Source organism: Agarivorans sp. 1_MG-2023 (assembly GCF_030548385.1).
In the GTDB taxonomy this organism is placed as follows: domain Bacteria; phylum Pseudomonadota; class Gammaproteobacteria; order Enterobacterales; family Celerinatantimonadaceae; genus Agarivorans.
The window spans coordinates 1-16,757 of record NZ_JAUOSJ010000012.1 but is presented as its reverse complement, the minus strand read 5'-3'; the positions used below and the strand labels follow the sequence as shown (position 1 = coordinate 16,757).

Here is a 16,757-nt window from a genome sequence, read left to right as displayed (position 1 = left end):
AATGAGTATTTGGATCCAAGTCGTACAGCACTTACAGCCCGGTGGTATAGAAACCATGGCTTTAGATTTACAACGCATGGAAGAGACGCATGAGCAGGGGGTAATTATCTCACTGGAAGGCAACAAAGAAGAGGCTCTGGCGGCATGGCCGCGCCTTCGCCCCTTTGCTGACCGCTTGATGTTTTTAGACAAAAAGCCGGGTTTTCGACTTTCAACCTTGTGGAAGTTAGTTAACTTATTTCGCCGCTGGGCAGTGCCTGTGGTGCATACCCACCATATTGGCCCGCTTATTTATGGTGGCATAGCCGCGCGTTTAGCTGGCGTGAAAGTAGTGATTCATACCGAGCATGATGCATGGCATTTACGCCAGCAACGCCGCCGCTTGGTACAAGCTGCCGCACTCAGGTTTGTTAAACCTATGCTGGTCGCCGACGCCAATTTAGTGGCTGGGGAGTTAAAGGCTGCCTTAGGCTTTGATGATGAAAAAGTGCAGGTGATTAAAAATGGTGTAGATACCCGCAACTTTGCACCAGGTAGCAAAGTAGTGGCTCGCCGTGAGCTGGGTTTGCCAGAGCATTTTCGTTTAATTGGTTGTGCAGGCCGCTTGGAACTGGAAAAAGGCCAAGCAGTATTGATCGAGTCGTTATCGTTTTTACCCGAAGATGTGCATTTAGCATTTGCAGGTGATGGCAGCCAACGTAAGCAATTAGAACAACTGGTTGAATCTTTGCACTTACAAGAACGGGTGCACTTTTTAGGTTCGATTGAGTCAATGCCACGTTTTTACCAAAGCTTAGATTTGTTTTGCTTACCTTCATATTTCGAAGGTTTGTCGTTGGTGATTTTAGAAGCGCAGTCTTGTGAGGTCCCCGCTGTTGTGACCAATGTTGGCGCATCTACTGAAGCCTTATGTCCTCGCACCGGCACATTAGTTGAGCCAGGTTCAGCGTTTGCTATGGCTCAAGCTTTAGAGAAAAAATTGGAAAAGCCAGCTACTGGTAATCCGCGCCAGTTTGTTAAGCAGTCTGGTGATTTACGCACCACCGCGCGTAACTACGCCGCACTTCGTCATCGTTACTTATAAGGGCATAATTATGAATATTCTCATTTACTTAACCCTCATCGCGATGTTTTTGGTGGTCTATCATCATGCACTTTATCCTTTGTTGCTTAAGCTTCTCAGTAAAGGGCATAAACAGCCAGCGCAGGCGGTACCTGTTTCGGTGGTGCGCAAATATCACCATTGCGAAGACGATGCTCAGTTACCACTTATTGAGTTGTTGATTCCGGCTTACAACGAGCAAGATTACATTGCCGCTAAGTTAATTAACCTAGCCACGCTGGATTACCCAGACGACCGTTTAACGATTAAGATTATTTGCGATGGCTGCACAGATGATACGGCTGCAGAAGCGCGAGCGTGTTTGGAAGAACTCACTTTTTGCAGTTTTGAAATAGAAGTCTGTGAGCAGTTACAAAATCAAGGCAAGGTGGCGGTATTAAATCAGCACATCAGTCAAAGCAAAGCCGACATCGTGGCCTTGTCGGATGTATCAGCCCTTATCTCGGTAGATGCCATGCTGATTGCGGCAAGCCAATTCAAGCAAAACGATGTTGGTGTGGTATGTGGTTATTATCATTTGCTTAGCCCTGGTTCGGTGGGTGAGCAGGCATATTGGAACTATCAGCGCGAAGTGAAACGTTGTGAAGCTGAAATGGGTGCGCCACTAGGCGCGCACGGGGCTTTTTACTTAATTCGCAAATCGCTATTTAGACGTATGCCCGAAGACACCATTAACGATGATTTTGTTATTCCTATGGATATTGTAGCGCAAGGCTACCGCGCCATATACGAGCCTAATATCCGCGCCTTAGAGCTTGAGCATGCGGCCGATAGCCAAGATCGCAGTCGCAGAAAGCGCATTGGTGCCGGTAACTTGCAGCAATTAATTCGCTTGCGTCATATGTTGTTACCGCGTTTTAAAGGTGTGGCTTTTACCTTCTTCTCGGGCAAGGCTTTACGCGTAACCATTCCTTTGTTTATGTTAACTAGCTTCTTTGGTGCAATGATATTAAGCACTCAATCTACCTTGTTCGTGGTACTCTTTACCTTGCAACTGTTAGGTTACAGCCTTGCCATGTTGCCAAGAATATTGCCTAAGCTGACGTTGCCTGGAGCCATCGGTAGCCTTAACTATTTAGTCGAAGGCCATTTTTCTAGCATGTTGGGTTGTGTGGACTATGTGGCTAAAAAGCTTAAGAAAAAGCGTTTAACGTGTTTTGTTAGCCCATGGGTTAGTGCAGGCAAACGGTTTATCGACATAGTGGGCGCCAGTGTATTACTGGTTGTGTTTAGTCCCTTATTTCCGCTAATGGCCTTAGCGATAAAGCTAGATTCAAAGGGGCCTGTGTTTTACCAGCAAACCCGAGTAGGGCTAATCACTAAAGACTATGTGCAGCTATTTGATATTTATAAATTTAGAAGTATGCGCAGTGATGCCGAGCAATTGAGTGGAGCGGTGTGGGCCACCAAGCAAGATAAGCGAATTACTCGCGTAGGTAAGTTTCTCCGTAAAACACGCATCGACGAATTGCCGCAGTTGATCAATGTACTCAAAGGTGAAATGTCTTTGGTTGGGCCGCGCCCAGAGCGCCCTGTGTTTTATCAAAGCTTGGAGCAAGCCATTCCCTTTTATAGCGAACGCACGGTAGGCATTAAGCCTGGAATAACCGGTCTAGCACAAGTGAACTTAGCTTATGACTCAAGCATTGAAGACGTAAAACAAAAGCTAGCTTATGACCATTGTTATGCCTTAAGCCTAAGCGAATGTGGTAGTTGGTTAATACAAGATATGGGAGTGTTAATAAAAACAGTATGGGTGGTAGTGGCTGGTAAAGGGCAGTGATAAGGCTTTTTGTTCAACAAACCGATGCCGGCTGACCGTAACTCTGCTTAACGGGCTGAAAATGCCCGCGAACCAGATGCTGAATGTGTGTTGTAGTTGAAATATGTTTGTGAGGCGTTAAAAGAAGGTATTTACTCTGCAGTCATAGAGTTTCATTTTGTTGAAGTGTTTAACATTAAGTGTCACTCAAAAGTAGTATTGTTAAATATATAATATTACAAATGGTGAAAATGGATGAATCGCTTAGGCTTTAAATCAAGCTTACTGTCGGCTATGACTTTTATGCTTGTTTTATCTTTATTAGTAACAGGTTACCTTTCTTATACCCTGCTAAAAGATCAGATTACCAATAGTTTGTTAAGGGATATTCATCATACTATTGAACAGAAAACTACAGAAATTAATACCTCGTTTCAGCGCACAACCGGCGCGGTTAATCAGCTCGCTAAGTTATACCAAGAGAAAAACATAACTAGTAACCACGTTGCTATGACCGAATATACCGCTCGCTTAGGTGGTGTGTATAAGGTGATTATTGGCTTTGACGATGGTTCCTCGTTTGTATCTAAAGCTTCTGAGTCTTTTCCTGAGGGAGTGGGGCGTTTAGATAAATACGATCCTCGTACTCGCCCGTGGTATAAAGCTGCTAAAAAGACCGCTACTTTATCACTCAGCGATGTATTTTTTACGCGCAGCGATGGCGTGCCAATGGTTGGCGTGATGCACCCAATTAAGCAAGGGGTGATTATGGCTGATTTACGTTTTGACCATCTGCAAAAGCAGTTGAGTTCTTTAAGTGAAATTGCTGGTGCAACAGGCTTAGTAGTGGATAAAAGTGGCTTAGTATTAGCCTCAACTAACGAATGGGTGAAGCAAAAGGATAATATTGCTGATCTGGATGTGTTTAAGCAGGTTTATCGGGGCTTGATAGGACAAGATAAAGCGATTCAGTATGCCGATGTTAATCAGCAATCAACGTTGTTTGTCAGCCAACGAGTGAGCTTACTAGGCGATAACGAATGGTATGTGTTGATTGCGGTAGATGAGTCAACAGCGTTTGCCCCCTTACAAGCAACCACCTATAAAGTGGCAACCATCATTACTGTTGCAACCTTAGTGTCGGTTATTATTCTATTGTTTGTATTGAATCAGCTTTACCAGCCGATTATTAAGCTTCGAGACTTAGTGACCGAACTAGGCCAAGGTAGTGGTGATTTAACCCAGCGTTTAGAAGTGAAAACCGACGATGACATTGGCATTATTGCCCAAGGTATCAACGGCTTTATCGCACAGCTGCAAACTATGCTATTAGAAATAAATAGTGCTCGCTCTAAGCTTTCTGACGGTATTGAAACGCTGGATAAATACAGCCAAAGCAGCAGTGAGATTCTTAATCAGCATACCAACGAAACTACCCAAATTGTGGCCGCTATTGAAGAGTTATCTAATACTGCTGAGCTAGTAGAAGGTAATACTTCAGCCGCAGCCAAATATGCCAATGAGGCCAATCAAAGCGGTGAAGATTCGGTGCAAACCATTAAAACCACTCAACAAAAAATAGAAGCCCTAGCCAGTGAGATTCATGAAACCTCTAGCAACGTAGAGAATATGAATAATGAAACGGCGAGTATTCAAAATATTGTTGAAGTGATTGGCAGTATTGCCGAGCAAACCAACTTGTTAGCGCTTAATGCATCGATTGAAGCCGCGCGAGCAGGAGATCAAGGACGAGGTTTTGCAGTGGTGGCTGATGAAGTTAGAGCACTCGCCAGTCGTACTCAAACCAGTACCAGCGAGATCGGCTTGGCCTTAACCAAACTTAAACAAGAAGCTAGCTTAGTGGTGTCGTCTATTGGCAGTACCGAACATACCTGCTCAGATACGGTAGAAGAAGCCGATAAAACCTCGGTGAGTTTGCAAAAGCTGGGTGATTTTATTCACCAAATTAACGAATTGAATAGCCAGGTATCTACCTCGGCCAGCGAGCAAAATATTGTTATTCAAGAAATTAATAAAAGCATGCATCAAATCCACGGCATGGTAGAAAACCTAAACAACGAAGGGAAAAGCCAGCGTAGCGAAACCCAGCGTATTGCTGCTATCAATAATGAATTGGGTGACATGATTAACCAGTTTAAACTCTAAACAACACCGCTTCGTTTACCAAGCCTGAGCCCAAAACGCTCGGGCTTTTTTATGGCCTAAATTGCTATTGCCCACTAATTAAGCATTGGCTGTTAAAGCCTAAACTAGCCAAATTGCAATTTGCGAAAGCACTGTTAACCCCATCTAAATTTACTGTATTACTTTGAGGTTTTTCATGTAATTCATTGTTTATAAACACTAATTTGTAAGTGGCACAGAACTCGCTTTAACAGTCTTGAGAATCAGGAATTGTGGAGCGAATTATGAATATGCAACTAACTACTTCAGACCAAGGCGACGTAACAGCATCTATCAATGGTGCCTTTGATGCTAAGTCTTGTGCTCAGCACAAAAATCAGTTTGAAAACATTTGTCACCAAGCAGCCAGCAAGCTGGTTATTGTGAATTTGGCACATGTCGATTTTTTAGATGCTTCTGGTATTGGCGCGTTGGTATTTATGTTCAAACGCATTAATGCAGCGGGTGGTCGTCTTATTATTGTAGGCGCTCAACAGCAGCCGCGAGATTTACTCGTGATGCTTCGTGTTAACCACATCATCACCATGTTAGACACGCTTCCTAGTCAACCAAACAGTGTTGACACCTTACCTTCTATCGCCGCTTAAGCAGGACTCAAGGAGCCTATCATGCGTAGCATTATTATCCCCGTATTGTTAACAATGACCTCAGCTTGTACCAGTTGGCCAGAACAAGGACGCGGTGGTTTTGCTGAGCATCAACACGCTATATTGGCTTGGATGGACGGCGACACAGGCACTACCGACCTTCGCGAATTAGGCCCAGAACACGGTTTACATTTTGAAGCAGTATTAGTTAAGCATCAGCTAGATTTGTTGGTGTTAGAAGGTGCCGAATTATGTTTCCCTGCTTCAGTTACTCAGGCTCGTTTGCAGCAGCAACGCATTGTTCGTGAATTAGAGGGTGGCTTAACCTTTGATGCTGCCAACGATATCGAAATTCAACAACACTTTGTGAACATGCTTGAGCAGCGGCTAGATCGAGTAACCGAAAGCGGTGCTTGCCAAACCGACCGCTTAGGCCACATTCAATCTTCACAATTAATGGTAAGCATTAGCGACGCGCTAAATAGCAATAATCAGTTTGCTTTTGATTCAAGCGAGCTGACTCCAGCCTACAAAGACCAACTCACTAATCTCACGCCAATTATTGCTGCGAGCAAAGTAGCGTTAATTATTACCGGCCATAGTGACAGCAAAGGTGATGAGGCTTACAAGCAGCGTTTATCTTTAGCTCGCGCCCAAGCGGTGGCTGATTACATGGCTGAGATGGGCATGAACGAACAACAGATTAAGCTAGCAGCAGTGGCTGATTCACAACCTTATTCTGAAGGCGAAAGCGACGCGATTCGCCACTCTAACCGTCGAGTTACCATTAGCGTTATCGACGCCAACAATCACTTTTTCGCTCAACGTGGTCAATAAGGAGCACGCTCATGAATACTTCAAAAGTATGTAAAGGCATTGTGGCGGCATGGATGATTCTAGGTTTTGTTATGAGCATTGTGTTTAGCGCCAATGCATTAGCGGCTAGTCCTCAAGTACAGGCGGGTGACGTTGTACGCATTATTCTTCCTGGTGAAGCCTCGCTCGATAAAAGCTTTGAGGTAGACCGAAATGGCCGATTAATTCTGCCAGAAGTGGGTCCAATCATGGTATCGGGCTTTACCGAGCAGCAAATGCAAGAAAAGATTAAGCGTGAGTTATCTAAAGCTTATCGTGATTTAGCCGGTTTACGTGTGTTACTCGAAGAGCGTCGTATCCGCATTAGTGTATTAGGTTTTGTTGGCCAGCCAGGCGAAGTAGTGTTAGCCGAAGGTGCTGGCATTCAAATGGCGATTCAAGCCGCTGGTGGTTTACGTTCTGGCGCACAGTTAGACCGCATGCAACTGCGCCGCGACAGCTTTGAGCAAGCCAAAATATTTAACTACAAGCGTTACTTAGATTCTGGCGATTTGAGTGTATTGCCAGAGCTGGAGTCTTTAGATGTATTGTTTGTTCCTGCATCGCCAAAAATTGGCAATGTCGCGGTGGATTTTGACCCTAAAACGCTTAACGACAAAGGCGACGCTGCAGAAGACCGTACCGCAGTTAAAGTATTTGGTGAGGTATATAACCCAGGCAGTTTTTCTTATAAAGAATCAGCCTCGTTAGTGGATATGTTAATGCGTGCTGGTGGGGTGACTCGTTATGCCAGTGTGGAGCAAATTCGCGTCATCATTAATGGTGAGCCAAAGCTGTTTAACTTAAAGCGCTACTTAGATACTGGTGACAGCAACATGTTGCCACAGTTAAGTGCCGGCACTACCGTGTTTGTGCCCAAGCAAGAAGAAGAGATTAAAGCCGGTGCAAATACGGTGTATGTAATGGGTGAAGTATTTAAGCCTGGTGCATACGAGGGTAATAAATCAGCTGGATTTTTAGATGTATTAGCTAACTCTGGTGGCCCAACGCGCTTTGCTGAAACTCGCCAAATTAGAGTGATTCGCAGCAACGGAACGGTTGAACGTTTTGACTTGCAATCGTTCACCGAAGGGCGCACAGCCCAGCTGCCAAAAATCACACCTGGTGATGCGATATTTATTCCTGAGAAAACCGACTTAAACGAAAAGTCGTGGACCAAGGTATCACCAAACCGTGCAGTAAAAGTAATGGGTGAAGTAAACCGCCCAGGCCGCTTTGAGTGGGCCAACGAGATGAACTTAATGGATTTATTAGCGCATGCTGGCGGGCCTAAACCTAATGCCGATATGGCTAAAATCACGGTGTTGTTTAGCGATGCTAACGGCAATACACGCTCGGTTAACTTTGATTTAAATGCTTACCTAGCGGGTAAGATTAGCAATAAACGTTTACCTCAAATTGTGGCGGGTACCACCATTATGGTGCCGCAGTTGCCAGATGACCCAAGTGACAACAAATCACAATGGGTACGCCAAGCTAGCGAAGATTCAATCTACGTATTTGGTCAAGTGGTTGCCCCTGGTCGCTACCGTTTTGACCCTAGCATGCACTTTCTGGATATTCTTGCAGCGGCCGATGGCCCGTCGGAAAAAGCTGACATTAGCAATGTGCGAATTAGTCACCGCAACGGTAAACACTCGCAAGTATCAAAGCTAGATTTAGCGATGTACTTCGAAACGGGTGATGAGTCTTTGCTACCAAACGTAGTACCGGGTGACTCTATCTACATTCCTGAAAAAGACCGTAACTGGTTGTCTGAAAAGAAAGAGCGCACCGTGCGGGTATTGGGTTCGGTAAACAAACCTGGTCGCTACCGCTTTAACGATGATATGACCTTGTTGGACTTATTAGCCGAAGCGGGTGGTGTAGATAACGATGGTTTCCCTGAAAAAATCACCGTAGTAAATCTGTCTTGCTGTAAAGACCAAGCGCGTACTTTCAACCTATTAGAGTTCTCTAAAACCGGTGACTTTGGCATGTTGCCAGTGATTAGAGCCGGCGACACTGTGTACATTCCATCACGCGAAGAAAGCGGTTGGCACAAAGCTCGCCAGGGCATGGAAGACGTATTTCGTATTGTAACCATTAGCGCATTGTTGGGGTTCCTATGATTAATTTACCGTCAACTTATCAAGAGCTTGAGCGCATTTATCAGCGCTTACCGATTCAACAAAACACCTGCATTGGGGTGAGCTCAAGTCAACCAGAGGAAGGGGTTTCTACCTTGGTAGATGCCATTGCAAGGCGCGCAGCCGGAGCAGGGCGTAGCGTATTAGTGGTTGATTTTAACTTGCACCATCCCCGTCACTTTGAGCAACCCGTATTTGATTTAGGCTGGGACAGAGGCAAGGTACAAGGAATGATTAAAGACCCGCAATCGGGCATTGATTATTTGCCAGTACCCTTAGACAAAGTATCGCTGTTGTCGTTAAAAGAACCGGGTGTGATTGAGCAATGGACAGAGCAGTGGAAACAAAGTTACCAATTGGTGCTGATTGATACTTCAGCAGTTAACCAAAACAACTGTGGCAACGTTTCGGCACAACGCGCTCTTGCGGGTTGCGATGCCAGCATTATGACCATGATGGCAGGGGTGACTTCTCGCCCGGCGTTTGAAGCGGCCATTGCAGACCTACGAACCGAAGACATCCGTTTACTCGGAGTTGTGATGAACGATCGCTTTAATCCCAGCCTGCAATCTGAGTTAGTGAGAGAAACCTCACGAATTACCATTTTGTTTCCTCGTTTCCAGCGTGTGCTGCAAAGAATTCTTGTTAACTCTCAACTACTTTCGATAAGGGTATGATATGTTTTTTATATTACAAACCAACAATGGAGCATCAGCCACATTGAGTAAGCAGAAACCAGATATAGCGTTTCTCGAGATTAAGAGTAAACAGTACAAAGAAAAGCGAAAAATGCAGATTAAAGTCACCGTGTTGTTGGTGGCTATTTTGCTGGTGATCTTGGCGATTATTAGCAGCAGTGCTGAAGCAAAAAGCTATACCTTTGGCATAGTGCCACAGCAATCGGCTACCCGTTTAGCGCTGCAGTGGAGCCCTGTGTTAGATGCGGTTAGCGACACCAGTGGTTATCAAGTGGAGTTTAAAACGGCCCCCAGTATTCCTGAGTTTGAGAAGCGTTTAGCCAACGGTGAATATGACTTTGCCTACATGAATCCTTTTCATTACCAAGTGTTTTCTGCTTCGCCAGGATATAAAGCTTTTGCTAAAACTAAAGACAAAAAGCTAAATGGTATTATAGTGGTAAGGACTGATAGTGATATCAATATCACCGATGTTCAACAATTGAATGGTAAAACCTTAGCCTTTCCGGCTCCACGGGCTTTTGCGGCGAGTGTAGTCACTCGAGGATACTTAGAGCAACAGGGGGTTGCGTTTGTACCCAAGTATGTTGGTTCGCATGACTCGGTATATCGCGCGGTAGCGGCAGGCTTGTATCCAGCTGGTGGCGGAATTCCGCGCACTTTTGCTAATGGTGACGCAGACGTTACTGACCAACTGAAAGTATTGTGGGAGTCGCCAGACTATACACCTCATGCCATTGCTGCCCACCCAGAGGTGCCAGCAGAGGTGGTTAACAAAATTCAGCAAGCTTTGGTTGAAATGGAGAATAAACCTGAGCAGCAAGCCTTATTGGGTGGCCTTAAAATGAAAGGTTTTGTGGTGGCCAAAGACAAAGATTGGGACGATGTGCGCCAGCTCAGTATAGGTGATACACATCATTAACTAGCCTTAATGACAAGCATGGAAAGGCGCGATGAATCTAAGCTTTAAAGCGAAAACCGTTCTCGGCGTGGCCCTAATAGAAGCCGTATTATTAGGGGTATTGGTTTATAGCAGCATTGGATGGCTGTACGATTCAAATGAGTTACAAGTGGAACAGCATGGCAGAATGATGTCGTCGCTGTTTGCGTCTACCACTAAAAATGCCATTATCACCACCGACTTAGCCACACTTGATAGCCTAACTGAAGAATTTTCCTCGCAAAAAGATGTCGCCTATGTGGTGATTACAGACCAGAACAAACGTTTATTGTCTAAAGGCGGGATCGACCCACATCAGCATCCCTCGGTAGATCCCAACCTTGGTGACCATGAACACAAGATATTTGTTAATGAAAGTGATGTTGTTATTGGTAACAAACTCTATGGTCATATTCAAATTGGCATTTATGATCACGGCCTACACGGCTTAATTTCTGAGGCGAGTTCTTTTGGCGTAAGCATTGCGCTGTTAGAAATTAGCTTAGTGGCTTTGTTTTCGTTTTTGCTTGGCACTTACCTTACCCGCCAACTCGGTGGCCTGCGCGATGCTGCTAAAACCATTACTCAAATTGGACCGGGCATTCAGCTTGATGTGAAGGGCAAAGATGAGATTTCAGAAGTCTCGCGAGCCTTTAACAAAATGTCTGCCGCGTTGGAGCAATCACATTTAGAGTTTAAACAGGCCATAGAGGTTCAAGAAAAATTAGCCTTAGAGCTAGAGCAAAATCAGTCGATTTTAAAAGCAACAATTAGCTCGGCCATGGACGCGGTAATTACCACCGATCGCCATGGTTATGTGCTGGAGTTTAGCCAAAGTGCCGAGCGTATTTTTGGCTTTACTCACGATGAAGTGGTGGGCAAAGAACTGGCGAGCTTTATTGTGCCCGAGGCCTTTCGGGATGCTCACCGCAATGGCATGAAACACTTTAGAGAAACCGGCGAAGCCCCGGTGCTTAATCAACGTTTAGAATTACCTGCATTGCATAAAGATGGCCGAGAGTTTCTCTCAGAGCTCACCATTAGCTCGGTTGAAGTGGGCGATGACACAATATTTACCGCGTTTATGCGAGATATCTCCGATAGAAAACGCACCGAGCAAGAGTTGCAGTTAGCCGCCGAAGCTTTTGACGCCAACGAAGCCATTTTTATCACTAATCAACACGCAGAAATTGTTCGAGTAAACCACGCTTTTAGCCGAATCACTGGCTATTCAGAAGAAGAAGCCATTGGCCAAACACCGTCTATTTTAAGTTCCGGTGAGCATGATCAAGCCTTTTTCAACAACATGTGGTTGCATCTCAAACAGCAGGGTGAGTGGTCGGGTGAAATCGTAAATCTTCGTAAAAATGGTGAGCGATTGCCTGAGTGGTTAAGCATTTCTTCGGTTCAAGACAGCGAAGGCGAGGTGACGCATTACGTTGCGCATTTCACCGATTTAAGCGAGCAGAAAGCCGTTGAGCAATCCTTAGAGCGTGCCAGGCAAGACGCTGAAGCGGCCAGTTTAGCCAAGAGCCGTTTCCTTGCCAGTATGAGCCATGAAATTCGTACCCCGCTAAATGCCATTATTAATATGAACCAAATCCTTAAAGACACAGACTTAAGCTTAGAGCAGCAAGGCTTTGTTGATACCGGCAACGAAGCAGGCCATACCTTAATGGCCTTGGTAAACAACGTATTGGATTTTTCTAAAATTGAAGCCGGCCAATTAGAGTTTAACAATGAATGGTTTTCTGCCGCGGAGACCTTAAAAAGTATTGTTAGGCTATTTAATACCACCGCTCAGCAAAAAGCCTTGAAATTTGAATTGCAGATAGACGATGACATTTTCCCCGAGTACTTTGGTGAGCCGCTGCGCTTTAGGCAAATTGTATTTAATTTAATGGGCAACGCGATTAAATTTACTTCTGAGGGTGGGGTAACGCTGGCCCTAAAACCTATCCAGCCTTATGGCATGGAGCTAAAAGTAAAAGATACTGGCATAGGCATTGAGAAAGAAGATAAAGAACGTTTGTTTGAAGAGTTTTTCCAAGTAGAAAGCGGTGTCACTAAACGATACTCCGGCACCGGCTTAGGCTTGGCGATTACCCGTCAGTTAGTGGAGAAAATGGGGGGCGAAGTTGAAGTGGAGAGTGAAGTTGGCCGTGGCACAACCTTTACTGTTCGTTTGCCATTTAGAGGGCGACATGCGCCTACCATTCAACTAGACGATGCGCTGGAGCAGAAAGAGCCTAATCCCGAATTAGCCAAACATGCGCGCATTTTATTGGTGGAAGATAGCGCCATGAATCGCGCTGTGGTGACTCAAGTGCTTAAAGACTTTATTAAAGAATTGAGCAGCGCTGAAAACGGCCAAATAGCCGTAGAAATGTGTCAGCATAATCATTACGACATTATCTTAATGGACATGGCCATGCCGGTGATGGATGGCTTAGCCGCCACTCGTAAAATACGAGAAGCTGAAGGGCTTAATCAGCAAACGCCAATATTAGCCATGACCGCCAATGCCTTTGCCGAAGACAAACAAGCGTGTTTTGCAGCAGGTATGAATGATTTTATCACTAAGCCTATCGATATCCCCTTGCTTAGAGCTAAACTAGTGCAATGGTATAAGGAAAAAACACCAACACTAACCGTTGTTGAAGCTCCTTTAGTTAGTCATACGCTTGATCAAGTTGACGTGAATACTGAAGTAGCAAACGATGAACCCGAACAAGATCTTAGCTTACTGCTTAACCGACAAGTGCTTGAACAGTTGGTAAAAGACGCGGGTTTAGATGCTCTGCCAGTAATGCTTTCGTTGCTTTACCAAGAAACAGAGGCTCAATTGGCCACCATTACACTGGCACATCAGCAGCAAGAGTTTGATGATGTGGCCTTAGCAGCCCACACCATGAAGGGGAATGTGGCAACATTTGGTGGCGAACGTTTACGTAAGTTAGCGTTGGCTATTGAGGTAGCAGGTAAAGCTTCCGACATATCAGCGTTAGATGAACATGTGCCAAGGTTGGCGAACACCGTAGAACAAACGCTTACTGCAATTAAGCAGTTTGAAAAAACAGTTATTGCCTAGGGAGATGCTATGGGAACTGAGCTTAAAGCCTCGGTATTGTTAGTAGAAGATAGCGAAACATTGGCTGCCACTTATCAAGCGTATCTTAGTAAAGAAAACCTTAAACTTGAGCGCGTAGCTACCGGCAGCGCAGCAATAGACTTCTTATCAAAACAATCGCCTCAGGTCATGCTACTTGATTTAAACCTACCCGATATGGGCGGTATGCAAGTGTTAGAGTGGATGGTTGAGCGCAGCTTACCGACCTCGGTGATTATTATTACCGCCTATGGTTCTGTGGATGTAGCGGTAGATTCAATGCGTTTAGGGGTGGTAGATTTTATAGAAAAACCCTTTGATGCTAGCCGCCTAAAAGTGACCGTGAACAATGCCGTTAACCTGCACAAACTAAAATCGTTAGTGGAAGACTACCAAGCCGATGCGGGCCGCGACAGCTTCCATGGCTTTATTGGTGGCAGCTTAAGCATGCAAAATGTGTATCGCATGATTGAAGCAGTAGCGCCCAGCAAAGCCACAGTGTTTATTACCGGAGAGAGTGGAACAGGTAAAGAAGTGTGTGCGGAGGCAATCCACAAACAAGGCGGCAGAGCCGACAAACCTTTTATTGCAATAAATTGTGGCGCTATTCCAAAAGACTTAATGGAAAGTGAAATTTTTGGCCATGTAAAAGGCGCCTTTACCGGAGCATCATCCATGCGTTCTGGCGCGGCTTCGCAAGCCCATGGAGGAACGCTGTTCCTTGATGAAATTGGCGAAATGGACATGGACTTACAAACAAAGCTACTGCGCTTTGTGCAAACGGGGCGATTTCAAAAAGTAGGTGGTAGCCAAGAAGAGCAAGTAGATGTGCGTTTTTTGTGTGCCACTAACCGAGACCCATGGGAAGAAGTGCAAGCAGGGCGTTTTAGAGAAGACTTATATTACCGTTTGTACGTTGTGCCTATTCATTTACCTCCACTGCGCGAACGTGGTTTAGATGTACCAGGCATTGCCCAGAAGTTTTTGCGCCGTTATGCCAAAGAAGAAGGTAAACAATTCCGCCGTTTTTCTAGCCTAACCGCTACAGTAATGAGTAACTACGATTGGCCAGGTAATGTTCGCCAATTGCAAAATGTGATCCGCAACATTTGCGTGTTGCATGACGGTAAAGAGGTGTTAGCTAGCCAGCTTCCACCACCTATCAATACGCTGGTGCCAGAAGGCGCGATTGGTAAAGATGGTCGCCATCAGGAAGAAGTAGAAGCGGCTGAAGCTAGCGCAAATGCAGTGGGTGGCAGCCAGTATCAAATTCAACCCTTGTGGATCACCGAAAAAGAAGCCATTGAACATGCGATTGATCACTGCGATGGCAATATTCCAAAAGCCGCTGAGCTATTAGATGTAAGTCCTTCAACCATTTACCGCAAAAAACAATCATGGGAAGAAGCTGAGGCTATTTAGCTTATTTAGTGATTGCTGGTGATAAAAGCCCTGTTCGCAGGGCTTAGCGTTGGTAAACAATAACGTTTGAGCATTCACAGTAAGCTTGAATATTATTGCTTTAAAGAAACTGTTGGGTGTTTGTGGTTTGTCTCATTCCTGCCATTTTACGTGTTTATAGCGCTAAGCTTCTTATTTCCTCTTAAGGTAATTTGACTGCCTTATCCTAGTCCGCGTAACTTTTAGAAGGGTTATTAATAGTTTTGTAGACTGGATATGACGACAATCGTAGAGAAAATAATCAATCGTGAAATTGAAGCCGCTATTGTATTTGAATCAGAGGACGTAATTGCTTTTGCTGACCATGACCCAATCAATATTGGTCACATTCTGATTTGTCCGAAGAAACCCTATGAATCGTTCATAGACCTGCCACCGTCGGTGAACGCAGAGATTCAGTATGTAGCGAAAGATTTATACTCGCGGATAATAACTAAATTTAATCCAGACGGTATCTCCTTTATTCAAAATAATGGAAGTTGTAACGAACTTAGCCATTACCACTTACATATCTTCCCGCGATTCAATAATGACAAATTTGGCTGGGAAACTAGTGGAATAGGAATGCAAACAGTCGAGGACCTGAAAGCTACTTTCGCTGATTTATAGTGAATCAATTCTGGTTTATTACTGCCCCCAAACATGTCGAGCCTTCTTACGAACATCTCTCTCATGAATGAGTGTTCCCGATTAAAACTAAGCGTTTTGTTTCTGATTTGCGAACCAAGTTTAATCGCCAGCTAGAATGCATAATCGCTTTGAAGCGCTTTAAATAAATCATCTACTTTGCAGCTTGAACTAAGCACTCTAAAGGGCTTTTGACGCCCGTGGTATGACGACCGATGACATGTGTGTAAATTTCAGTTGTTGTTACATCTTGATGGCCAAGTAATTCTTGTATTGTTCTTAAATCAGTCCCTTGTTCTAAAAGGTGGGTGGCAAAGCTATGCCTAAAGGTATGACAACTTGCAGGCTTATTTATTCTAGCATTACGCACGGCTTTGGTGACAGCTTTCTGGAGCACACTATGGTGAATATGATGACGCTTGAGTTCACCTGTTCTAGCATCGATACACAGACGAGTAGAAGGAAACAAAAACTGCCAAGAAAACGATCGTTGAGAATGTGGATACTTACGGGCTAACGCGTAAGGCATTGTTGCTCCTGCATAATGTAGACTCATATCGTGGGTAAAAACACTTTTGCTTAGGAGAATGTTATCGCGAAGCGTTGGGATCAAGTTAGGGGGTAATAGAGTCACGCGGTCTTTATTACCTTTGCCTTGCCGTACGGTAATTGTATTTTGATCAAAATCTAAGTCTTTAATCCGTAATCTCAAACATTCACTGAGTCGTAATCCCGATCCGTAAAGCAGTGAAGCCATGATCTGATAGTCCGCCGGTAAATTCGCAATCACCTGGCTCACTTCTCCTCGAGTAAAAACCACGGGAATGTTGACTCTTTTTTTCGCGCGTTTAGCCTGAATTCCAATCATTTCGATACGCAGTACTTTGTTATAGAGAAACATTAAGGCATTAAACGCGATGTTTTGAGTCGCTGGAGCAACTTGTCTATCGACCGCTAGGTGAGTGAGAAATCGCTCAATGTCAGCAGCACCGAGTTTTTCTGGGTGTTGTTTGTGATTAAAATACAAAAAACGCTTTATCCAATGCCAATAGGTTTGCTCGGTACGAATACTGTAATGGTGCTGATAAATCGTATTTCTAAATCGCTGCTGGAGCCGCAGTGGTGTGTTTGACATGTTGCGCACTTTTTAGCTGTATATCTATGGCTCTTCACCGTTCTTGGTGGAAAGTCATATCAAGCCCTCCAAAGTGAAATAAAATGGCTCGCTTAAAGCGTTCTT

General features: G+C 44.6%; 12 protein-coding genes. 11 read left to right on the top strand and 1 reads right to left on the bottom strand.

Going from position 1 to position 16,757, the window contains the following annotated elements; translation table 11 throughout:
- The first annotated feature begins 1 nt into the window (after position 1).
- From Q4592_RS16415 to Q4592_RS16365, 11 genes are all read left to right on the top strand, one after another.
- Positions 2 to 1,084, top strand: coding sequence for a glycosyltransferase (locus Q4592_RS16415; protein ID WP_303515123.1), 1,083 nt, complete (start codon positions 2 to 4; stop codon positions 1,082 to 1,084).
- Positions 1,085 to 1,094: 10 nt separating this feature from the next.
- The gene (locus Q4592_RS16410) at positions 1,095 to 2,906 is read left to right on the top strand and encodes a sugar transferase (protein ID WP_303515122.1); all 1,812 of its coding nucleotides are present in this window, start codon (positions 1,095 to 1,097) and stop codon (positions 2,904 to 2,906) included.
- A 234-nt stretch (positions 2,907 to 3,140) separates the two neighbouring features.
- Positions 3,141 to 5,051 carry a methyl-accepting chemotaxis protein gene (locus tag Q4592_RS16405; RefSeq protein ID WP_303515120.1) on the top strand — a complete coding sequence of 637 codons (1,911 nt, stop codon included), beginning with the start codon at positions 3,141 to 3,143 and terminating at the stop codon, positions 5,049 to 5,051.
- 263 nt (positions 5,052 to 5,314) lie between these two features.
- On the top strand, positions 5,315 to 5,677 hold the full coding sequence (locus Q4592_RS16400; protein WP_137675088.1) for an STAS domain-containing protein: 363 nt from the start codon (positions 5,315 to 5,317) through the stop codon (positions 5,675 to 5,677).
- A gap of 21 nt (positions 5,678 to 5,698) precedes the next feature.
- Entirely contained in the window at positions 5,699 to 6,514 is an 816-nt protein-coding gene (locus tag Q4592_RS16395; protein ID WP_303515116.1) for an OmpA family protein, read from the top strand.
- Between the two features lie 11 nt (positions 6,515 to 6,525).
- Positions 6,526 to 8,664: an SLBB domain-containing protein gene (locus tag Q4592_RS16390; RefSeq protein ID WP_137675086.1), complete on the top strand. Its 2,139-nt coding sequence runs from the start codon at positions 6,526 to 6,528 to the stop codon at positions 8,662 to 8,664.
- Positions 8,661 to 9,359 (top strand): hypothetical protein, encoded by a 699-nt coding sequence (locus tag Q4592_RS16385; protein ID WP_303515114.1) that lies wholly within the window; start codon positions 8,661 to 8,663, stop codon positions 9,357 to 9,359. Before Q4592_RS16390 ends, Q4592_RS16385 begins: the two co-directional genes overlap by 4 nt.
- A 1-nt stretch (position 9,360) precedes the next feature.
- Complete coding sequence (locus tag Q4592_RS16380; protein WP_303515112.1) at positions 9,361 to 10,302, top strand: phosphate/phosphite/phosphonate ABC transporter substrate-binding protein; 942 nt, start codon at positions 9,361 to 9,363, stop codon at positions 10,300 to 10,302.
- Between the two features lie 31 nt (positions 10,303 to 10,333).
- Positions 10,334 to 13,411, top strand: coding sequence for a PAS domain S-box protein (locus Q4592_RS16375; RefSeq protein ID WP_303515109.1), 3,078 nt, complete (start codon positions 10,334 to 10,336; stop codon positions 13,409 to 13,411).
- Between the two features lie 9 nt (positions 13,412 to 13,420).
- Positions 13,421 to 14,851 (top strand): sigma-54 dependent transcriptional regulator, encoded by a 1,431-nt coding sequence (locus Q4592_RS16370; protein WP_303515106.1) that lies wholly within the window; start codon positions 13,421 to 13,423, stop codon positions 14,849 to 14,851.
- Positions 14,852 to 15,106: 255 nt separating this feature from the next.
- The gene (locus tag Q4592_RS16365) at positions 15,107 to 15,499 is read left to right on the top strand and encodes an HIT family protein (protein ID WP_303515104.1); all 393 of its coding nucleotides are present in this window, start codon (positions 15,107 to 15,109) and stop codon (positions 15,497 to 15,499) included.
- Between the two features lie 172 nt (positions 15,500 to 15,671).
- Here Q4592_RS16365 and Q4592_RS16360 read toward each other — a convergent pair whose 3' ends face one another.
- The gene (locus Q4592_RS16360) at positions 15,672 to 16,652 is read right to left on the bottom strand and encodes an integron integrase (protein WP_303515102.1); all 981 of its coding nucleotides are present in this window, start codon (positions 16,650 to 16,652) and stop codon (positions 15,672 to 15,674) included.
- Positions 16,653 to 16,757 lie beyond the last annotated feature (105 nt).